Below are 20,544 nucleotides of genomic sequence, written 5' to 3'. Positions count from 1 at the left end.
GTCACGCTATCCGCGCGCGACGCCGAGCGAGCGCTCCAGAAGGCGCGCCGCCTCCGGGTACGCCGCGGGGTGGGGCCCGGAGAAGCTCAGCCGGAGGTAGGGGGCGGGGGCCTCGGCGGGGAACCACTCGGTGCCGGCGGCGACGGCCACGCCGGCGCGGCCGCACTCGACGACCAGCGCCTCGACGTCGGTGTCGTCGGGCAGGCGGACCCAGAGGTTGAGGCCGCCGGGTGGCAGGTGCTCGAGGTGGGCGCTGGGCACGTGCTCGCGCAGCGCGTCGGCGAGGAGGTCGCGGCGGGTGCGCAGCTGGTCGCGCAGGCCGCGGAGGTGGGTGCGCCAGCCGGGGTGGGTCACCACGTCCACGGCGGCGGCCTGCAGCAGCCCGCTGACGTACATCGACTCCGCCGCCTGGTCGGCCAGCAGCCGGGCCCGGGCCGGGCCGCGGGCGACGACGGCTGCGACCCGCAGGGCGGGGGACACGCTCTTGGTGAGCGAGCGGAGGTAGATGACGTGGCCGCCGTCGTCCTGCGCGGCCAGCGGGGAGGGCGTCGAGGTGATGCCGAACTCGTGGGCCCAGTCGTCCTCGACGAGGAACGCGTCGTGCGCCCGCACCACCTCGAGGACCTGCGCGCCGAGCGCCGCGGACCACTGGGCACCGGTCGGGTTGGCGTAGTGGGGCTGGGCGTAGAACGCCCGGGCTCCGGTCTCGGCGAACGCGCGGTCGAGCTGGGCGGGGTCGGGTCCGTCCGGTCCAGCGGCGACCGGCACCAGTCGCACGCCGGCGTGGGAGGCGGCCCGGATGGCGCCCCAGTAGGTGGGAGACTCGGTCAGGAGCACCTGCCCGGCCGTCACGACCGAGCGGAAGACGGAGCTGAGCCCGCTCTGGCTGCCGGGCACGACGATCACCTCGGCCGGGGCCGGGGGCGTGAGGTGGCCCGGGGTGTGCGTCGCCAGCTGGCCGGCGAACCAGGCCTGCAGCTCCGGGAGCCCGGCCGTGGGTGACCGGCCCAGCCCGGCGTCCGACCGCGCGGCCCGGGTGAGCGCGGAACGCACGAGACGCTCGGGGAGGAGGTCGCGGTCGGGGTAGCCGGCGTGCAGGGCGATGGCGTCCGGCGGTGTGCCGCGCAGCGCCGTCGGGAGCCCGGCGAGGTCACTGCGCGCCGGGCCGAGCGCGGAGGTCTGCCAGGCGTGGTCGGCGGGGCGCGTCGCCCGGACGGCGCGGACGAACGTGCCCACGCCGGGACGCGTCTCGACCAGACCCTGCGCGACGAGGGTGCGCAGCGCCTGCTGCACGGTGACCGGGCTGGCGCGGTGCTCGGCGGCCAGGGTGCGGGTGGACGGCAGCCGGGCGCCCGGCGGCGCGCCGCGGATCCAGGCGGACAGCGCCGCCACGATCCGTCCGCTGCTATCGTCGTCCATGACGAGTGACGATAGCGCTACTCCCCGAAACGACCTGGCGCTACTGCCCGCGAGGTCGGGCCTCGGCTGGGGCTTCCTCGGCGTCCTGGCCTTCTCGTTCACGGTCCCGTTCACCCGCGTGGCCGTCGAGGGCCTGTCGCCGCTGTTCATCGGGGCGGGCCGCGCCGTGGTGGCCGCCGTCCTGGCCGCGGTCTGCCTGGCGGCCACCCGCCAGCGGCGCCCGTCGCGCCACCAGTGGGCCCGCCTGCTCGTCGTCGGGGGCGGGGTCGTGGTCGGCTTCCCGCTGCTGACGTCGTTCGCCCTCACGTCGGTCCCGGCCAGCCACGGCGCCGTCGTCATCGCGATGCTCCCGGCCGCGACCGCCGTGACGACGGTGGTGCGCACGGGCGAGCGACCGCCGCGGGCGTTCTGGCTCGCCGTGCTCGCCGGCGCGGTGGCCGCCCTCGTCTTCGCCTCGGTCCAGGACGGCGCCCTGGAGCCGCCCGGCTGGGCCGACCTGCTGCTGGTGGGCGCGGTGCTGTCCGCCGCCGTCGGGTACGCCGAGGGCGGGCTGCTCTCGCGCGAGCTCGGCGCGTGGCAGACCGTCTCCTGGGCGCTGGTCGGCGGCGCCCCGCTCATGCTCGCGCTCACCCTGGTCGCCGTACGACGGGACCCACCGCAGGCCACCCCCACCGAGTGGGCGGCCTTCGCCTACCTCGGGGGCGTCAGCATGTTCCTGGGGTTCTTCGCCTGGTACCGCGGCCTCGCCGTCGGTCCGATGTCGTCGGTCAGCCAGGTCCAGCTCGTCCAGTCGGTCCTCACGCTCACCTGGGCCGGCCTGCTCCTCGGGGAGCGGCTGACGGTCGCGACGCTGGTCGGCGGGCTCGTGGTGATCGGGTGCGCGGCCGGGGCGGTGCGGGTGAGGCTCGCGGTGGCGGACGGCGACCCGGCGGACGGCGACCCGGCGGAGGGCGACCAGATCAGGAGTCGTCGGCCCGACCGGTGCCCCGGCCCCGGGCGGTGAGCCCGACCAGGCGGGCGACGACCAGCGCGACGTAGAAGACGCCGGCCAGCTGCTCGAGCATCACCAGCGACCGCGCGTGGTCCATCACGGGGTAGACGTCGGACAGCCCGACAGAGGTGAGCGTGGTGAAGGAGAGGTAGAGCAGCTCGAACCACGGTCGCTCTGCATCGCCGCTGTAGCCGACGAAGGAGCCCGGCCACACCACCTGGGCGGCCGCGTAGACGTAGGCGAAGGCCCAGGCCACCACGGTGAACGCCGCACCGGTCGCGAACAGCTCGTCGCGGGTGACCCGGTCGTCGTGGAAGAGGTAGCGGATCATCGCGTAGGAGACGAACAGGTAGAACGGCACGTGGAACAGGGCCGAGGAGAGCACCACCCAGCCGGCGTCGTCGGTCACCGCCTCCAGGACGCTGAGGACCATCGCCGGGCCGGCCAGCAGCAGGGCGACCCACGACAGTGTCGGCGTACGACGCACGGCCCAGGCCGCGACCAGCACGACGCCCACCTGGACGGCGCCGAGCGCCGCGCGACCGGCCACGTTGCCGTCGAGGAACGGGTAGGCCAGCACGGCGAGCACCTGGAGCCCGAGGAGCAGTGCCGAGGGATGGTCGCGGACCGCGACCACGACCGGGTGCGTCCTCACGAGAGGCTCTTGGGCCAGCGCTGCTGCCGCGCCTGCTTCTTCTCCAGCGCCTGCACCCGCTCACGCACGATCTGCTCGTGGTTGCCGACCACCCGCACGACGTTGAGGAGGGTCACGGCGTTGACGATCAGCGGCCACGGGAAGTCACCGCCGTCGGTGCCGACGTGGACGGCGATCCACACCGACCAGCACACGAGGGCGGAGCCCAGGAACGAGAGGGCCGCGGCCCGTCGCCGCTCGCGCCACTCGTCCTCGGCGCGACGCTGCAGCTCGGCGGGGGAGACGCCGACCAGCGACTTGGGCGAGCGCGCCGGGGTCGGCTTGAGCGGCACCAGGTCGGCCACGAGGGGCGGCAGCTCGCCGAGCGTGCGGGCCCCGGCCACCGCGGACATCCGCTCCTCGAGCTCGTCGTGCCCCAGGCGGCCGTCGGCGAACGCCGACGACAGCACCTCGGTGATCCGGTCGCGGTCCTGGTCGGAGGCGCGCAGCCCGGCGTGCGCCCGTTCGCGGGGGTCGATCGGGAACGTCGACCACAGGTCGTCGTTCATGGTCCTCCACCCCTCGGTCGCCCCGATGTCGATCTGACACTGCGCATCCTAGGGAGCGGTGCGTGACCGGCGACGGGGTGTGCGGGTGGGTGCGCAGGAGGGTGTGCGAGTGACGGGCGTCACCAAGGGGTGAGACGCCACACCCCAAGGGAGTCGACCGGTTGTCGAAAAAGAGAACACGTTCTATCGTCGGGGCCCAGCCGACTGATCACGAATCTATGGGGAGAGGTGACCACGGATGGCGTTGAGTGCTGCCGGGGTCATTCGGGGCCCGGGCGAGATCGCGGTGATGACCGTCGATGTCGTCAAGCGACTGTTCACGACCCGGTTCCAGTTCCGCGAGTTCGTCGAGCAGGCGTGGTTCATCACCAGCGTCACGCTGATGCCGACGATCCTGGTCTCGATCCCGTTCGGTGCGGTCATCTCGCTCCAGGTCGGCAACCTGACCGGCCAGCTGGGCGCCCAGTCCTTCGCCGGCGCCACCGCCGTGCTCGCCGTCGTCCGTGAGGCCGCGCCCATCGCGGCCGCCCTGATCATCGCCGGCGCGGCCGGCTCGGCCATCTGCTCCGACATGGGGGCTCGCAAGATCCGCGAGGAGATCGACGCCATGGAGGTGCTCGGCGTCGACCCGCTCGAGCGCCTGGTGGCCCCCCGGGTGGCCGCGACGATGTTCGTGGCGCTGATGATCATCGGCATCGTGATCGGGGCCGGCATCGGTGGCGGCTACTTCTTCACCGTGATCGTCCAGGGCGGCTCGGCGGGGGCGTTCCTGTCCAACTTCACCGCGCTGGCCTCGATCAGCGACCTCTACATCGCCATCGTCAAGGCGGTGGTGTTCGGGGCCATGGCCGCGATCGTCGGCGCCTACAAGGGGCTCAACGCCGGTGGCGGTCCCAGCGGTGTGGGTCGTGCGGTCAACGAGTCGGTGATCATCGCGTTCATGCTGCTGTTCTTCATGAACGCGGTCATCACGGCCATCTACTTCCAGATCGTCCCCCCGGTGGGCATATGACCACCCTCGGGTCCTTCGCCAGCACGGTCGTCCGGGCCCCGCGCCGCTCGATCGAGGGCTACGGCGACCAGCTGCTGTTCTACGTGCGCGCCCTGATCTGGGTGCCGCGGGCCATCCGCCGCTACCCGCGCGAGATCACCGCGACCCTGGCCGAGGTGACGTTCGGGTCGGGGGCCCTGGCCCTCATCGCCGGCAGCGTCGGCGTCATCGCGTTCCTCGCCTTCTTCGCCGGCACCGAGGTCGGCATCCAGGGCTACGCCTCGCTGAGCCAGATCGGCGTGGCCAAGTTCAGCGCGTTCATCTCCGCCTACTTCAACACCCGCGAGGTCGCGCCGCTGATCTCGTCCATCGCCCTGGCCGCGACGGTCGGCTGCGGCTACACCGCGCGGCTCGGGGCGATGCGCATCTCCGAGGAGATCGACGCGCTCGAGGTGATGGGCATCCCGTCCCTGCCGTTCCTGGTCACGACCCGGATGATCGCCGCCTTCGTCGCGGTCATCCCGCTCTACATCGTGGCGCTGAGCGCGTCGTACCTCTCGCCGCGGCTCATCGTCGTCTACATCTACGGCCAGTCGAGCGGCACCTACGACCACTACTTCCTGCAGTTCCTGCCCCCCATCGACATCCTGTGGTCCTTCGGCAAGCTGCTCTTCCTGGCCGCGGCGATCATCCTCATCCACTGCTACTACGGCTACACGGCCTCCGGCGGCCCCGCCGGCGTCGGCCAGGCCGTCGGTCGCGCCATCCGCACCAGCATCGTCTTCACCGTCGTCGCCGACTTCTTCCTCAGCTTCGCCATCTGGGGCTCGACGACGACCGTGCGGATCACCGGGTAGCGGGGGAGTCGACAGATGCCGCTGCTCGTCAACGTCCACCACGACACCAGGCGTGAGCACCTGCGCCTGCTCGTCGCGGGCGTCGTCTTCCTCACCGCGATGGCCCTGCTGGTCGCCCTGTCGATCGCGATCTACGACAAGAAGTTCGCCACCGTCACCACCATCACCATCCGGGCCGACCGGGCCGGCCTGCAGCTCGCCAAGTTCGGCGACGTACGCCGCCACGGCGTGCTGATCGGCCAGGTCCGGCAGGTGTCCGAGAAGGACGGCGAGGCCGAGATCGAGGTCGCCCTCGACCCGGCGGCAGCCCGCGAGATCCCCGCCAACGTCACCGTCCAGATCCTGCCCACGACGTTGTTCGGCCAGAAGTTCGTCTCCTTCGTCGAGCCCGCGAAGCCGTCGCGCACCCCGCTGGCGCCCGACGCCGTGATCCCGTCGTCGCGGGTCGAGACCAACGTCGAGCTCAGCCGCATCCTGGCCAACCTGTTCCCGCTGCTGAGGGCCGTGCGACCCGCCGACCTCAACCTGACGCTCAACGCCCTCGAGACCGCGCTCGAGGGTCGCGGCGACCAGCTGGGCGAGACCCTCGACGACCTCAACCGCTACATCGACGGCATCGAGGGCTCCCTGCCGACGTTGCGCGAGGACCTCGGGCTGATCGCCGACGTGGCCGACACCTACGACGACGCCGCGCCCGACCTGCTCCGGGTGCTCGGCAACCTCACCGTCACCGGCCGCACCGTGGTCGAGAAGCGCCAGTCGCTCGACGTCTTCTTCACCGACCTCACCGGGCTGGCCGACACCAGCCGCACGCTGCTGCGCGACAACGAGGCCAACCTGATCGAGGTCGGCAAGGTCGGTGCGCCCGTGCTCAAGCTGCTGGCGACGTACTCGCCCGAGCTGCCGTGCCTGCTCAAGGGGGCCGCGCGCTACGCACCCATCCTGGCCAAGACCTTCGAGGGCAACCAGGTCAAGCAGTACCTCGAGCTCGGCTCGGCCCAGTACGGCGCCTACACGCAGAAGGACCTGCCCGAGTACGGCGAGATCGGCCACGGGCCCTGGTGCTCGGGGCTGCCCTACCCACCGGTGCCGATCGGGCCGAACGCATTCAAGGACGGCACCGACATCGACGACGATCCGCCGACCAGCGACCTGCCGGGACTGCCAGGGCTGCCGCGTCCCCGCACCGCACCCGGCTGGACCCGCCAGGGCGGCTTCGGCATCGGGATGTCGAGCGGGTACGCCGGCACTGCCGGCGACCAGCAGGTCCTCAACGCGCTGCTCGCCGACCGCACCGGCCGCCCGGCCGACTCCTACGGCTCGCTCGGCGCGCTGCTCTACGGTCCCGTCGTCCGCGGCGGCACGGGGGGTGCGTCCTAGTGGCCGGCGCCTCCAACCGCAACCGCACGACCCTGTCGGCCGGCCTCAAGCTGGCGGTGTTCACGGTGGTCTCGATCCTGGTCACCGGGCTGCTGGCCGTGATCATGGGCAACATCGGGTTCGGTGACGGCCGGACCTACCGGGCCGAGTTCGCCAACGCCAGCTCCCTGGAGAAGGGCGACGACGTCCGGGTCGCCGGTGTCAGCGTCGGGGAGGTCACCTCCGTCGAGCACGCCGGCAAGGAGAACGCCAACGCCCTGGTGACCTTCCGGGTCCAGGCCGACCTGCCGTTGACCACGGCCTCGCGCGCCGAGATCCGCTTCCTCAACCTGGTGGGCGACCGCTACCTCGCGCTCGAGGAGGGCATCGACAAGGGCGCCGCCGACCTCGGCGAGGACGACGTCATCCCGATGAGGCAGACCGAGCCCGCGCTCGACCTGACCGCCCTCTTCAACGGCTTCAAGCCGCTGTTCTCGGCCCTGGCGCCCCAGGACGTCAACGAGCTCACCATGAACATCGTCCAGGTGTTGCAGGGCGAGGGCGGCACCGTCGCCTCCCTGCTCGACAACACCGCGTCGCTCACCAACACCCTGGCCGACCGCGACCAGCTCATCGGCGAGGTCGTCGACAACCTGGGCACCACCCTCGAGACGGTCGACTCCCGCCACGTCCAGCTCGAGCGCCTTGTGGTCGAGCTGCGCGACTGGATGGGCGACCTCGCCGCCGACCGCGAGACGATCGGCAGCTCGCTGAGCAGCATCTCCGACCTCACCGCCGTCGTCGCCGACCTGCTCGAGCAGGGCCGCCCGCTGCTCAAGGACGACATCGCCGAGCTGCGCACCCTGGCCAAGTTGCTCAACAAGCCCGAGAACAAGAAGCTCGTCGTCGAGATCTTCGACCGGCTGCCCGAGTCGATGACCGACCAGACCCGGACCGGCACCTACGGATCTTGGTACAACTACTACATCTGCGGCTTCGCCGGGAAGATCACCCTCCCGGTCGTCAGCGGGCTCCCGATCATCAAGGACCTCAACAAGCAGCTCAACAGCATCGACTTCCGCTCCACGGCTCCCCGGTGCAATCGATGAGCCGCAAGGACGAGCGCCGCGTGATGCGCTACGGCTCGATCACGCTCGTGCTGATGCTGCTGGTCATGGCCGCCGCCTTCAACCTCTCGAAGTTCCCGGGCTTTCGCGGCGAGACCTACCAGGCGTGGTTCACCGAGGCCGGCGGCATCCGCAAGGGGAGCAGCGTCCAGGTCGGCGGCATCCGCTCGGGCCGCGTCTCCGGCGTCGAGCTGAAGGACTCCCAGGTGCTGGTGACCTTCACCATCGACCAGGGCATCGAGCTGGGCGAGGACACCACCGCGTCGGTCGAGGTGCTCAACCTGCTGGGCGAGAAGTACCTCCGGCTCACCCCGGCCGGCGGCGGCGACCTCGCGCAGGACGAGCCGATCCCGACGACGTTCCCCGACGGCCGCCCCCGCACCACCACGGCCTACGACATCATCGACGTCTTCGGCGACCTGACGCAGACGACCGAGGGCATCGACAAAGACGCTCTGAAGGATGCCTTCGACGTGCTCAGCGACACCGTCGACTCGGCCGCCCCCGAGATCGCCGAGAGCTTCCGGGGCATCTCCCGGCTGTCGCAGACGGTCGCCTCGCGCGACGAGCAGCTGCAGGCCCTGTTCGCCAGCTCCAAGAACGTCTCGAAGGTGCTGGCCGACCGTAGCGACGAGCTGGTCGAGCTCATGGGCAGCGCCGACAAGGTCTTCGACGAGCTGAAGAAGCGCAAGGACGCCATCCACCGGCTGCTGGTCAACGCCCGTGCGCTGGCGCGCGAGCTGCGCGGCGTCGTCACCGACAACCAGGCGCAGATCGCCCCGGCCCTGCGCGAGGTCGACGACCTCCTCGACACCTTGATCAGCCGCGAGAAGGAGCTGAAGGCGACCCTGGCCGCCCTCGGCCCCTACGTCTCGATCCTCGGCAACATCATCGGCACGGGCCCCTGGTTCGACGCCTACGCCGTCAACCTCCTCGCGATCCCGACCGGCGAGTTCGTCCCCGGCGTCCCCGAGGTGCTGCGATGAGGGGTCTGCTCACCACCCGTACGGCGATCCTGCTGATCGTCGTGCTCGTCGCCGTCGGATTCCTGCTCGTCGACCGCAGCAACGCCGTAGAGGACAAGACGGTGACGGCCCACTTCGACCGCGCCGTCAGCATCTACGAGGGCAGCGACGTCAAGGTCCTCGGCGTCACCGTCGGCAAGGTCACCGAGGTCACCCCCGAGGGGCGCTCCATCCGGGTCGAGATGTCCTACGACGGCACCGTCGACCTGCCCGCGGACGCCAAGGCGGTCATCGTCACCCCGACCCTGGTGGCCGACCGCTTCGTGCAGCTGACCCCGGTCTGGAAGAAGGGCGACAAGGTGATGGCCGACGGCCACGACCTGCCGCTGGCCCAGACCGCCGTGCCCGTCGAGCTCGACCGCATCTACGCCGCCCTGCGCGACCTCACCACCACGCTGGGACCCAACGGGGTCAACGCCGACGGCACCCTCAACCACCTGCTGAAGGCCGGCGCCGGCGCCCTCGACGGCCAGGGCAAGGCCGGCAACGAGATGCTGCGCAACCTCGCGTCGGCCGCGACGGCCTTCAGCCACAGCAGCGGGGACCTGTTCGCCACGGTGAGCGAGCTGGCGGAGTTCACCACGACGCTGGCCGACAACGACAAGCTCGTGCGGGCGTTCATGTCCGACCTGGCCGACGTGAGCAAGCAGCTGTCCGACGAGCGCGGTGAGCTGCGGGCCACGCTGGCCGCCGTCGCCGACACCGTCGGGAGCGTGCGCTCGTTCGTCAAGGACAACCGCAAGGCGCTGGCCACCGACGTGCGCAAGCTGAGCCGCGTCGTACGCGCCATCGCCTCGGAGAAGGGGAGCCTCGACACCGCGCTCGACGTCGCGCCCGTCGCCATCGGCAACCTCGTGCTCGCCTACAACTCCCAGTCAGGCTCGGTCGGCTCCCGCATCGGCGTCACCGGCAACGTCGCCGATGCCGACGGCTTCCTGTGCCTGGTGGTGCAGCAGTCCGACCTCCCCAAGATCAGCAAGGACCTCGCCTGCGACCTCTTCGAGGCCCTGCTCGAGCCGGTGACCGGCCAGGTCGGCACCATCCCGCCGGCACTGCCCTCCGTGCCGGGCAGCTCGCCGCGGTCCGGCACGGCCCCGGTCGGCACCACCGCGACCCGGTCGACGACCCAGCCGACGACGCAGTCCGGGTCGGGCGGCGCGTTCACCAGCGACGAGCCCCCGACGTTCGCCGAGCTCCTCGCCGGAGGTGCCTCGTGAGGCGCCGGGTGCTCGCCGGCGCGCTCACCGGGGTCCTGCTGGCCACCGGGTTGACCGCGTGCGACTTCGACGGTGCCTACGACCTGCCGCTGCCCGGCTCGCCGGTCGATGCCGACGAGTCCTACGAGGTGACCGCGGAGTTCGAGGACATCCTCAACGTGGTGCCCCGCTCACCCGTCATGGTCGACGACGTCACCGTCGGCGAGGTGACCGAGGTCGAGCGGGTGGGCTGGCACGCCCAGGTGACGCTGCGGGTGCGCGACGACATCGTGCTGCCGGACAACGCGATCGCGGAGATCCGCCAGGTCAGCCTCCTCGGCGAGAAGTACGTCGCCCTGGAGCCGCCCACCGACACCGCCCCCGTGGGGCGGCTCGGCGACAACCCGAAGGACAAGCTCGGCCTGGACCAGACCGGGCGCAACCCGGAGGTCGAGGAGGTCCTCGGTGCGCTGGCCAGCCTGCTCAGCGGGGGCGGGGTGGCCCAGCTCGGCACGATCACCCGCGAGCTCAACGCTGCCATGAGCGGGCGCGAGAAGGAGCTGCGCAGCCTGCTCGGCAACCTCGACCGCTTCGTCGGCACCCTCGACGACCAGAAGGCCGACATCATCCGCGCGCTGGAGTCGCTCAACAACCTGACCTCGACGCTCAACCGCGAGAAGAAGACGATCACGGACGCCCTCGACGTGACCGGTCCGGCGATCGACGTGCTCGGGCAGCAGACCGACGAGCTCGTCGGCATGCTGGCCTCGCTCGACCGCCTCGGCGTCGTCGGCACCCGCGTGATCCGTGCGAGCAAGGACGACCTGCTCGCCCAGCTGCGCGACCTCGAGCCCGTCGTGTCCAACCTCAGCGCCGCCGGCGACTCCCTGGCCCCCGGCCTCAACCTGCTGGTGAGCTTCCCGTTCCCGAAGGAGGCCTCCGAGATCGTGCTCGGCGACTACGCCAACACCTCGATCCGCGCCGACATCAACCTCGAGAACTTCCTGCCCCCCGGCGGCGTGCTCGACGACCTCGGCCTCGACCTGCCGCTGTCGGCCGCCGACCTCGACCGGGTGACGGCGTGCCTGCGCAGCGGGTCGATCGGCTCCGCGTCGTGCCGCGCCGTGCTCAGCTCGCTCAACCTCCTGCCCCGCCTGATCAAGCGGTGCCAGACCGCGCAGTGGCGCACCAAGCCGGTCTGCCGGGCGCTTGGCCCGGTCGGCGACCTCGTCGACGGCCTGGGCGGGCTCGGGGGGCTCGGGGGGCGCAGCAGCGGCTCCGCGTCGTCGGGCTCGTCGGGCTCGTCCGGCTCGTCGGGTCTGCCCGACCTGCCCGACCTCGGCCTGGGCCGGCTGAGCTCGGCCCTCTCCAGCGGCGACCCGGCGCCCCGGGCCGACAACGACACCCTCTTCGAGGGGGCGACTTCATGACGCGCGCCGTCCGCATCCGGCTGCTCGCCTTCGTCGTGCTCTCCGCCGTCGGCGTCGTCTACGTCGCTGCGGCCTACCTCGGCCTGGTCGACCGCGTCCTCGGTCGCGGCTACACCGTCCACGTCGACCTGCCGACCTCCGGCGGGCTCTTCGAGGGCAGCGAGGTGACCTACCGCGGCACCAAGATCGGCAAGGTCAGCGCCATGGACACGACCCGCACCGGGGTCGCGCTCGAGCTCAGCATCGAGGAGGGCGTGCAGATCCCGCTCGACTCGCCGATGTACGTCCACAACCTCTCGGCCGTCGGCGAGCAGTACCTCGACTTCGAGCCGCCCGACGCCAAGCCGCCGTACGCCGAGGACGGCAGCCGGATGAAGGGCTCGGCCGCCTCGCTGCCCGTCGACGAGGCCGACCTGCTCGTCTCGCTCGACCGCTTCGTCAACTCCGTCGACCAGCGCAGCCTGAAGGTACTGATCCGTGAGCTGGGCGACATGTTCGTCGACACCGGCCGGCCGCTGCAGCAGCTGATCGACGACGGCGGCGCGTTCATCGACGACGCCGCCGCCCACACCGACGAGACCGTGCAGCTCCTCGAGTCCGCGCGCACCGTGCTGCGCACCCAGCGCCACAGCGGCGACAACATCACGTCGTTCTCCCGCGATCTCGCCGACCTGACCGACGCACTGCGGCGCTCCGACGGCGACATCCGCACGGTCCTCGACGACACCCCGCCGGCGGCCCGTGAGGTCCGTGCCCTGCTTCGCGACCTCGGGCCCACGCTGCCGGTCCTGCTGAGCGACCTGGTCACCGTCAACCAGGTCGTGGTCTCGCACCTCGACGGCGTCGAGCAGCTCCTCGTGACGTTCCCGCGGGTCATCGCCGGCGGGTTCACCGGCTCGCCGCCCGACGGCTACGGTCACGTCAACCTGCAGTTCGACTACAGCGTCCCGCCGTGCGTCGAGGGCTACAAGCCCAGTGCCGACTGGCGTCGTGGCGACGAGCTCGGCGACGCCCCGATCTATCCGGCCCAGTGCAAGAGCGGAGCGCCCTTCGTGCAGCGCGGTACCCCCCACGTCCCCGGCACCCCCGGCAACCCGGGCAACAACTCGTCGGCCAAGCAGTACGCCGACGGGGCCGTGTCCGGCACCTACGACCCGTCGACCGGCCTCGTGGACGGGGTCGTCGACGAGCACGGCGACCCGGTGCGGTTCGGCGCCGCCGGTGACCTGTCGATCCTCGGCGACGACTCCTGGAAGTGGTTGCTGGTCGGCCCGCTCGCGAGCCCGACCGGCACGGGGACCAGCACGGGGACCAGCACGGAGGTCGGCCGATGAGGCGGATGACAGGCGGTCGACCGAGCGCGGCGCGGGTGCTGCTGGTCCTCGCGGTCGTCCTGGCGTGCGCCTGCGTCGTGGGCGCGGTGCTGGTGGTCGAGCAGGCCCGCGGCGACGACGACCCGGACCGGCGCGCACCGTCCCTGGCCGAGCAGGACCGCTACGGCGAGGCCAAGAAGGCAGCCGAGGCGACGGCCACCGCCCTGGTCAACATCGACTACCGGTCACCGAAGAAGAGCTTCGACGCGGTCGCGGCGACCGCCACCGGGACCTTCCTGGACCAGTACAAGGCCTCCTCCGACAGCCTCGTCGAGCTCGTGACGACCTTCAAGTCGGTCCTCACCGGCAAGGTCGCGGTGTCCGCCGTCGACGACATCGACGCCGACAGCGCCAGCGTCCTGGTCGCGACCGAGGGCAAGGTCGCCAACGCCCAGACCGGTGAGACGACGCAGGTCCGCAACTTCCGCCTCCTGGTCAAGCTGGTGCGTCGCGACGGCGCCTGGCTGGCCAACGACCTGCAGTTCGTGGGGTGACGACGCGATGAGCCAGTCACCGCGCAAGCCCTCGCGCCCGGCCCGTGCCCCCACCTCGCGCCCGCGTCGCGTCGCCGGGAGCCGGCCCGGCGCCCCGGAGGTCGAGGGGATCGATGGGGTCGACGAGGTGGCCGAGGTCGAGGTCACCGCGCTCGACGAGGTCCCTGCGGCCCCCGAGGTCGACCTGCGCAAGCGCTCCGCGGAGCCGGTCGTCGCCGACGACCCGCCCGCGGTCGCGGCGTCGTACGACGAGCCCGACGAGCCCGACAGTCGGCGCCGTCCGCTGGGGGTGCTGATCGCGGTCGTGGTGCTGCTGCTGGCCCTGGGGGCGGGGGAGGTCGTCTACCTCGCCTCCGACCACGAGCCCGACCCGACACCGCTGACGGCCGAGCGGCCCGTGCAGGCACCCGACCTCGAGGTGCGCCGCGTCGTCGACCAGGCAGCGACCGCGGCCACGCTGATCCTCGCCGGTTCCTCGAAGGACTACGACGCCCAGGTCGCCAAGGCGACCGCGACGATGACCGAGCCGTTCGCCGAGAAGTACCGCCAGACCAAGGCCGACATCAAGAAGCAGTTCGTCGCCCAGCAGACCGAGGTCGTCATCGACATCTCGGCGCAGGGCGTCGTGACCGCGACCGACGACGAGGTCGTGGCGCTGCTGTTCCTCACCCAGACGACCCGCAAGGGCAGCCGCGGCGGCGTGCAGCCGGTGCAGTACCGGGTCACGGTGACGATGACCAACACGTCGGACGGGTGGCTGGTCTCCCGGTTGGAGGCGTTGTAGGGTTCGGCCGGAACTAGAACACGTTCCACTTGGTCAGCAAGCCCGACTCCCGAAGGATGGCCGTGTGACCGCGAGCACCGAGGACGTCGACCTGCTGATCATCGGGGCCGGCCCGACCGGGCTCTACGCCGCCTACTACGCGGGGTTCCGCGGTCACCGGATCGCGGTCGTCGACTCGCTGCCCGAGCTGGGCGGCCAGATCACGGCGATGTACCCCGAGAAGCAGATCCTCGACGTCGCGGGGTTCCCGTCGATCAAGGGCCGCGACCTGGTCGCCGGTCTGGTCGAGCAGGCCAACACCGCCAAGCCCGTCTACCTCCTCGACCGCACGGCCACGACGCTGGCGACCGACGACGACGGCGTGACCGTCGGCCTCGACGACGACACCGTGGTGCGGGCCGGAGCGGTCATCATCACCGCCGGCATCGGCAAGTTTTCCCCGCGGTCGCTGCCCGTCGGCGGCGACTGGGTGGGTCGGGGGCTCGAGTTCTTCGTGCCCAGCTTCGCGCCGTACGCCGGCAAGGACGTCGTCATCGTCGGCGGCGGCGACAGCGCCTTCGACTGGGCGCTCCACCTGGAGCCGATCGCCCGGTCGGTCGCGCTCGTGCACCGTCGCGACGCGTTCCGGGCCCACGAGCGCACGGTCCAGGAGGTCCGGGCCTCCTCGGTCGAGATCATCACCCAGGCCGAGCTCAGCGCGATCCGCGGCGCCACGACGGTCGAGTCGGTCGACATCACCGTCGGCGACCAGACCGTCACCCGGCCCTGCCAGGCGATCGTCGCGGCCCTCGGCTTCATCGCCGACCTGGGTCCCCTGCAGCAGTGGGGCATCGAGGTCAGGAAGCGCCACATCTGCGTCGACCCGGCGATGCAGACCAGCCTGCCGCGGGTCTTCGCGGCCGGCGACATCACCGAGTACCCCGGCAAGGTCCGCCTCATCGCCGTCGGCTTCGGCGAGGCCGCCACGGCCGTCAACAACGCCACCGTGGCGATCGACCCGAGCGCCAAGGTGTTCCCGGGCCACTCGTCCGAGGCGTCCTAGACCCGTTCACCCCAGGAGGGCATGCCCATGAAGATCAAGGTCGACTTCGACCTCTGCGAGTCCAACGCGCTGTGCGAGGCGATGGCGCCGGAGGTCTTCGAGCTCGACGACGACGACTACCTCGTCGTCAAGGCGGACGAGACGACGCCCGAGACGCTCGACGACGTCAAGCGTGCGGTGGCAGCCTGCCCGCGCGCTGCGATCTCGCTGCAGGACGACTGAGGTGGGCGGCACCACCGACCTCGACGGGCGCGTCGCGATCGTCACCGGGGCCGGCGCCGGGCTGGGCCGCGCCGAGGCCGTGGCGCTGGCCCGGGCCGGTGCCCGCGTCGTGCTCAACGACCTGCCGGGCGCCGCCGACGAGGCCGCCGACGAGATCCGGGGCCTGGGCGCCGAGGTCGCCGTCGTCGAGGGCGACGTGTCCGACGCCGGGGTCTCCGAGGCGATGCTCGAGGCCGCCACCGAGGGCTTCGGCTCGCTCGAGATCGTCGTCAACAACGCCGGCATGACCCGCGACCGGATGCTGTTCAACATGAGCGACGACGAGTGGGACGCCGTGATCCGCGTGCACCTGCGCGGACACTTCCTGCTGTCGCGCAACGCCGCTGCCTACTGGCGATCCGCGTCCAAGACCGCCGACGCGCCGGTCTACGCGCGCATCGTCAACACCGCCTCCGAGGCGTTCCTCGGTGGCTCGCCCGGCCAGGCCAACTACGCCGCGGCCAAGGCCGGCATCACCGCCCTGACGCTCTCGACCGCGCGCGGTCTCGGCAGGGTCGGCGTACGCGCCAACGCCATCTGCCCCCGCGCCCGGACCGCGATGACCGCGCAGGTCTTCGGCGAGGACACCTCTGGCGAGGACGTCGACCCCTACTCCGCCGAGCACGTCGCCCCCCTGGTCGCCTACCTCGCCTCGCCGGCGGCCGAGTCGATCACCGGTCAGGTGTTCGTCGTCTACGGCGGCATGGTCGCGCTCGTCGCGGCGCCCGTGGTCGAGCAGCGCTTCGACAAGACCGGCTCGGTGTGGACCCCCGAGGACCTCGCGGACCAGCTGGGCGGCTACTTCGCCGACCGGGACCCCTCCGTCGGCTTCGCCGCCGACTCGATCATGAGGTTGCAGGCATGAGCAGCACGGGCCGTCTCCAGGGCAAGGTCGCCATCGTCACCGGCGGCGCGATGGGCCAGGGCGCGGGCATCGTCCGGGCCTACGTCGCCGAGGGCGCGAAGGTCGTCGTCGCCGACGTCGCGAAGGACGAGGGCACGGACCTGGCCACCGAGCTGGGGGACTCGGCTCACTTCGCCCACCACGACGTGTCCGACCAGGCGTCGTGGACCGCGCTGGTCGCCGACACCGACGAGCGCTTCGGTCCCGTCTCGATCCTGGCCAACAACGCCGGCATCCTGCGCTTCGGCTCGATCCAGGACATGCCGATCGACGAGGTCGAGCTGCTGTTCCGCGTCAACCAGCTCGGCTGCTGGCTCGGCATGCAGTCGGTCGTGCCCACGATGCGGGCCCATGGCGGGGGAGCGATCATCAACTCCTCGTCGACCGAGGGGCTGGCCGGCATGGCCAACACCGCGGCGTACGGCGCCACCAAGTTCGCGATCCGCGGCATGACCAAGGCGGCCGCGCACGAGCTCGGGAAGTACAACATCCGCACCAACAGCGTCCACCCCGGCATGATCGACACCCCGATGACCCGGGTCCACGGCGGTGACCTCGCCATGGAGTACGGCGCCTCGAAGGTGCCGCTGCGCCGCGTCGGCACCCCCGACGACATCGCCCCGCTCTACGTCTTCCTCGGCAGCGACGAGGCGACCTACATCAACGGCGCCGAGATCGCCATCGACGGTGGCGTCACCGCGACCCACGGCTTCGGCGGATAGGTTCGCGACGTGGCCAACCAGCGCTCCCAGATCGTCATGTCCGACACCGAGGTCTCCGACTTCCTCACCCAGCAGCGGTCCTCGACCGTGGCCACCGTGGGCAAGGACGGCCAGGTCAACCTCGTCGCCATGTGGTACGCCTGGCGCGACGGCCACATCTGGATCGAGACCAAGAGCAAGTCGCAGAAGGTCGTCAACCTGCGCCGCGACGCCCGGATGAGCTTCCTGGTCGAGGCCGGCGAGACCTACGACCAGCTGCGTGGCGTCGCGATCGAGGGCACCGGCACGATCATCGAGGACCCCGACGTCGTCTGGGACGTGTGCGTCGACATCTTCGAGCGCTACAACGCGCCGTACACCGAGGAGCTCAAGCCGTTCGTCGAGCTGATGGCCAAGAACCGCGTCGTCGTCCGCCTCGACCCCGACCGCGTCCGCAGCTGGGACCACCGCAAGCTCGGCCTGCCCCCCATCGAGCTCGGCGGGTCCACGGCCGCCTTCCTCTGAGCGTCGTACGTCGGTCGAGGTGCGAGGCGCGCCAGCGCCGAGCCTCGAGACCCCCTTCACGTCGGTCGAGGTGTGAGGCGCGCTAGCGCCGAGCCTCGAGACCACCGCGGCGTTCTGCGGTCTTCAGCGACGTCTTCTCGTGCCGGTTCTCACAGCGTTCGGGTCGGGCGGTGGGTGAGCCACCGGTCTGGGCCGTTGAGCGGGCGGGTTCGGTGGCTGGCGCACCGCCCGCTGTCCGGGTGGTCGACCGGCGAGATTCGCGCGAGCCCCGAGGGGGACGAATCTCGCCGGTCGCTGGGCCCGCCCCTCCCGTGATCCCACTGGTCTCACAGGTCCCGCTGGTGTTCTGGGGTCGACGAACCTCCCGGTTCTACGACGAAGCTTCGTCGTAGAAGCACCAGGTTCGGCGGCCAGGGGTATCCGCGCTGGACGAGGGCGCGGCGCAGCCCGCCCTTGTCTGCGCCCTGGCCATTCCGGGAGAGGCTCGCGGTCAAGGATCGCGAAGCGACCGCGTAGCGGCGGAGCGAAGCGACGTCCTTGACGGCGAGACCCGGAATGGTAGGCGCGCGGACACCCCGACCCCGCGAGTCGCGCGCCGGAGAGAGTCCCGATCAGACGAAGCCTTGGTGGAGTTGGAGCGTCGACTGCGGGGGTCTCGAGGCTCAGGCCTGGCGGCCTTCGCACCTCGACCGGCCGGGGTCTCGAGGCTCAGGCCTGGCGGCCTTCGCACCTCGACCGACTGGGGCCGACGTACGTCAGTCGCGCAGCAGCAGGCCGACGGCGGTCTCGAGGTGGGCGCCGGTCTCGGCGGCGGTGGAGCGGCCGGTGACCCAGGCGACCAGGGCCGAGAGCCACACGTCGCCGATGACGCGGGCGATGGCCACGTCGCGGTCGGTGGGCTCGTGGGTGTCGTCGGGGTGCATCGCGCGGGTGAGCATCGAGGTCAGCAGCATGCCGACGGTGTGGATCTCGGCGGCCACGGAGGCGTCGGCGAACATGAAGGCGCGGGTGAGGGCCTCGGTGAGCTTGGGGTCGCCCTGCAGGCCCCGGGTGGTCCGCTTCATCACGTAGATGACCCGCTCGGCGGCGGTGTCGCCGGGGATGGTGACCTCGCGGAACGTCGCCTCGCTGCGCTCGAACTCGCGCGCCAGCGCCGAGACCAGGAGGTGGATCTTGGACGGGAAGTAGCGGTAGAGCGTGCCGAGCGCGACCTCGGCGGAGTCGGCCACCGCACGCATCTGGACGGCGTCGAAGCCGCCGTCGCGGGCGAGGTCGTAGGTCGCGTCGAGGATGCGCTTGCGGCGCTCGCGCTGGGCTGCGGAACCGAGGTCGTCCACGGTCAGGGAGTTGGTCGTGCTCATCGGGGACCCCCACGGTCATCAGGGTTGTTCATGGCACTCACGCATCATCGTTGATCGGGGAATGCACCGGGGACGGCTGCTCGTTGTCTGATCTGCCCCACTAGGCTATCGGTCGTCAGGCCATAATAGGAACACGTTCTACGTCGTGCGGCCTCGTGTCGTACCCAGTACCGGAGGGTCGAGCCGCATATGCGCATCGCCATGCTGTCCTATCGCAGCAAGCCGCACTGCGGCGGGCAGGGGGTCTACCTGCGCCACCTGAGCCGCGAGCTGGTCGCCCTGGGGCACGAGGTCGAGATCTTCTCCGGTCAGCCCTACCCCGAGCTCGACCCGGGCGTCGAGCTGACCAAGGTCCCCAGCCTCGACCTCTACCGCGAGCCGGACCCCTTCCGCGTGCCCAAGCTGCGGGAGTTCCGCGACCTCATCGACGTGGAGGAGTTCGCGACGATGTGCGTCGCCGGCTTCCCCGAGCCCAAGACGTTCTCGCGTCGGATCAGCCGCATCCTCGAGGAGCGGGCCGGCGAGTTCGACATCGCCCACGACAACCAGGTCCTCGGCACCGGGCTGCTCGACATCGAGGGCTACGGGCTGCCGCTGATCACCACGCTCCACCACCCGATCAGCTACGACCGGCGCATCGACCTGAGCCAGACCCGCAACCCGTGGCGCAAGCTCACCCTGCGCCGCTGGTACGGCTTCCTGCGGATGCAGGGCAAGGTGGCCCGCCGGGCCCGCAAGATCATGACGCCGTCCGAGACGTCCAAGCGCGACATCGCCCGCGACTTCGGCGTCGACCTCGAGCGGATGCAGGTCATCCTGCTCGGCGTCGACGACATGTTCGTGCCGCCCGACGAGGCCGTGCGCCCCCGAGTCGAGGGCCGGATCATGGCGATGGCCAGCGCCGACGCGCCGATGAAGGGCATCGCCACGTTGCTCGAGGCGTTCGCCAAGCTGCGCACCGAGCGCGACATCGAGCTGATCCTGGTCACCAAGCCCTCCCCGGGCGGGCGCACCGAGAAGCTCATCGAGCGCCTCGGCATCGGCCCGCACGTGCGTTTCGTCCACGGCATCAGCGACCCCGAGCTCGTCGAGCTGATGGGCTCGGCCCAGCTGGCCTGCGTGCCGTCCCTCTACGAGGGCTTCTCCCTGCCCACCGCCGAGCTGATGGCCTGCGCCACCCCGCTCGTGGTGTCGCGGGCCGGGGCGATCCCCGAGGTGGTCGGCCCCGACGGCGAGTGCGCCGACCTGGTGACCCCCGGTGACGTCGAGGAGCTCAAGCAGGCCATCGCGGTGCTGCTCGACGATCCCGAGCGTCGCGCCCGGATGGGCGAGGCCGGACGGCGCCGTGTGCAGAAGCTGTTCAGCTGGCGGGCGGTCGCGACGAAGGTCGCGGCGGCCTACGAGGAAGTGATCGCGGACTTCGCGAGCGAGGGTCTCGACAAGCTCGACCACCGAGCATCCACCCTCGACCACCGAGCATCCACCGAGGGGAAGTAACCAG

General features: G+C 71.3%; 21 protein-coding genes. 17 read left to right on the top strand and 4 right to left on the bottom strand.

Going from position 1 to position 20,544, the window contains the following annotated elements; all coding sequences use genetic code 11:
• Positions 1-6: 6 nt before the first annotated feature.
• A complete protein-coding gene (locus tag FJQ56_RS17355) occupies positions 7-1,419 on the bottom strand; it encodes an aminotransferase-like domain-containing protein (RefSeq protein ID WP_140010848.1) in 1,413 nt (470 codons plus the stop codon).
• Between FJQ56_RS17355 and FJQ56_RS17350 the strand changes: the two genes are divergently transcribed.
• Positions 1,418-2,422, top strand: coding sequence for a DMT family transporter (locus tag FJQ56_RS17350; RefSeq protein ID WP_140010847.1), 1,005 nt, complete (start codon positions 1,418-1,420; stop codon positions 2,420-2,422). The two genes, FJQ56_RS17355 and FJQ56_RS17350, sit on opposite strands and share 2 nt — an antisense overlap.
• Here FJQ56_RS17350 and FJQ56_RS17345 read toward each other — a convergent pair.
• The gene (locus tag FJQ56_RS17345) at positions 2,379-3,065 is read right to left on the bottom strand and encodes an ion channel (RefSeq protein ID WP_140010846.1); all 687 of its coding nucleotides are present in this window, start codon (positions 3,063-3,065) and stop codon (positions 2,379-2,381) included. The two genes, FJQ56_RS17350 and FJQ56_RS17345, sit on opposite strands and share 44 nt — an antisense overlap.
• Positions 3,062-3,613 (bottom strand): DUF1707 SHOCT-like domain-containing protein, encoded by a 552-nt coding sequence (locus FJQ56_RS17340; protein WP_140010845.1) that lies wholly within the window; start codon positions 3,611-3,613, stop codon positions 3,062-3,064. Before FJQ56_RS17340 ends, FJQ56_RS17345 begins: the two co-directional genes overlap by 4 nt.
• Positions 3,614-3,851: 238 nt before the next feature.
• Here FJQ56_RS17340 and FJQ56_RS17335 point away from each other — a divergent pair, with 238 nt between their 5' ends.
• From FJQ56_RS17335 to FJQ56_RS17265, 15 genes are all read left to right on the top strand, one after another.
• Entirely contained in the window at positions 3,852-4,625 is a 774-nt protein-coding gene (locus FJQ56_RS17335) for an MlaE family ABC transporter permease (RefSeq protein WP_140010844.1), read from the top strand.
• Positions 4,622-5,461: an MlaE family ABC transporter permease gene (locus tag FJQ56_RS17330; RefSeq protein WP_140010843.1), complete on the top strand. Its 840-nt coding sequence runs from the start codon at positions 4,622-4,624 to the stop codon at positions 5,459-5,461. The genes FJQ56_RS17335 and FJQ56_RS17330 overlap by 4 nt, the downstream gene beginning before the upstream one ends.
• A gap of 15 nt (positions 5,462-5,476) precedes the next feature.
• Positions 5,477-6,841 (top strand): MCE family protein, encoded by a 1,365-nt coding sequence (locus tag FJQ56_RS17325; RefSeq protein ID WP_246084225.1) that lies wholly within the window; start codon positions 5,477-5,479, stop codon positions 6,839-6,841.
• Entirely contained in the window at positions 6,841-7,929 is a 1,089-nt protein-coding gene (locus FJQ56_RS17320; RefSeq protein WP_140010842.1) for an MCE family protein, read from the top strand. Before FJQ56_RS17325 ends, FJQ56_RS17320 begins: the two co-directional genes overlap by 1 nt.
• Entirely contained in the window at positions 7,926-8,933 is a 1,008-nt protein-coding gene (locus tag FJQ56_RS17315) for an MCE family protein (RefSeq protein ID WP_140010841.1), read from the top strand. The genes FJQ56_RS17320 and FJQ56_RS17315 overlap by 4 nt, the downstream gene beginning before the upstream one ends.
• On the top strand, positions 8,930-10,189 hold the full coding sequence (locus FJQ56_RS17310) for an MCE family protein (RefSeq protein WP_140010840.1): 1,260 nt from the start codon (positions 8,930-8,932) through the stop codon (positions 10,187-10,189). The genes FJQ56_RS17315 and FJQ56_RS17310 overlap by 4 nt, the downstream gene beginning before the upstream one ends.
• Positions 10,186-11,598: an MCE family protein gene (locus tag FJQ56_RS17305; RefSeq protein WP_246084224.1), complete on the top strand. Its 1,413-nt coding sequence runs from the start codon at positions 10,186-10,188 to the stop codon at positions 11,596-11,598. The genes FJQ56_RS17310 and FJQ56_RS17305 overlap by 4 nt, the downstream gene beginning before the upstream one ends.
• Positions 11,595-12,932 carry an MCE family protein gene (locus FJQ56_RS17300; protein WP_140010839.1) on the top strand — a complete coding sequence of 446 codons (1,338 nt, stop codon included), beginning with the start codon at positions 11,595-11,597 and terminating at the stop codon, positions 12,930-12,932. The genes FJQ56_RS17305 and FJQ56_RS17300 overlap by 4 nt, the downstream gene beginning before the upstream one ends.
• On the top strand, positions 12,929-13,465 hold the full coding sequence (locus FJQ56_RS17295; protein ID WP_140010838.1) for a hypothetical protein: 537 nt from the start codon (positions 12,929-12,931) through the stop codon (positions 13,463-13,465). The genes FJQ56_RS17300 and FJQ56_RS17295 overlap by 4 nt, the downstream gene beginning before the upstream one ends.
• A 7-nt stretch (positions 13,466-13,472) precedes the next feature.
• Complete coding sequence (locus FJQ56_RS17290; RefSeq protein WP_140010837.1) at positions 13,473-14,249, top strand: hypothetical protein; 777 nt, start codon at positions 13,473-13,475, stop codon at positions 14,247-14,249.
• A gap of 64 nt (positions 14,250-14,313) precedes the next feature.
• On the top strand, positions 14,314-15,291 hold the full coding sequence (locus tag FJQ56_RS17285; RefSeq protein WP_140010836.1) for an NAD(P)/FAD-dependent oxidoreductase: 978 nt from the start codon (positions 14,314-14,316) through the stop codon (positions 15,289-15,291).
• A 27-nt stretch (positions 15,292-15,318) separates the two neighbouring features.
• Positions 15,319-15,513, top strand: coding sequence for a ferredoxin (locus tag FJQ56_RS17280; RefSeq protein WP_140010835.1), 195 nt, complete (start codon positions 15,319-15,321; stop codon positions 15,511-15,513).
• 1 nt (position 15,514) lies between these two features.
• Positions 15,515-16,417, top strand: coding sequence for a 3-oxoacyl-ACP reductase (locus FJQ56_RS17275; RefSeq protein ID WP_140010834.1), 903 nt, complete (start codon positions 15,515-15,517; stop codon positions 16,415-16,417).
• Positions 16,414-17,178, top strand: a complete 765-nt coding sequence (locus FJQ56_RS17270; RefSeq protein ID WP_140010833.1) for a glucose 1-dehydrogenase — start codon at positions 16,414-16,416, stop codon at positions 17,176-17,178. The genes FJQ56_RS17275 and FJQ56_RS17270 overlap by 4 nt, the downstream gene beginning before the upstream one ends.
• A 9-nt stretch (positions 17,179-17,187) precedes the next feature.
• Positions 17,188-17,682, top strand: a complete 495-nt coding sequence (locus tag FJQ56_RS17265; protein WP_211351141.1) for a PPOX class F420-dependent oxidoreductase — start codon at positions 17,188-17,190, stop codon at positions 17,680-17,682.
• A gap of 755 nt (positions 17,683-18,437) precedes the next feature.
• Here the strand turns inward: FJQ56_RS17265 and FJQ56_RS17260 are convergent.
• A complete protein-coding gene (locus tag FJQ56_RS17260) occupies positions 18,438-19,043 on the bottom strand; it encodes a TetR family transcriptional regulator (protein ID WP_140010832.1) in 606 nt (201 codons plus the stop codon).
• Positions 19,044-19,232: 189 nt separating this feature from the next.
• Between FJQ56_RS17260 and FJQ56_RS17255 the strand changes: the two genes are divergently transcribed.
• Positions 19,233-20,540, top strand: coding sequence for a glycosyltransferase family 4 protein (locus tag FJQ56_RS17255; RefSeq protein WP_140010831.1), 1,308 nt, complete (start codon positions 19,233-19,235; stop codon positions 20,538-20,540).
• Positions 20,541-20,544 lie beyond the last annotated feature (4 nt).

The sequence above is a fragment of the Nocardioides plantarum genome, assembly GCF_006346395.1.
Lineage (GTDB): Bacteria > Actinomycetota > Actinomycetes > Propionibacteriales > Nocardioidaceae > Nocardioides > Nocardioides plantarum.
The sequence above is the reverse complement of the archived record's forward strand: the minus strand, read 5'-3'. Positions and strand labels throughout refer to the sequence as shown.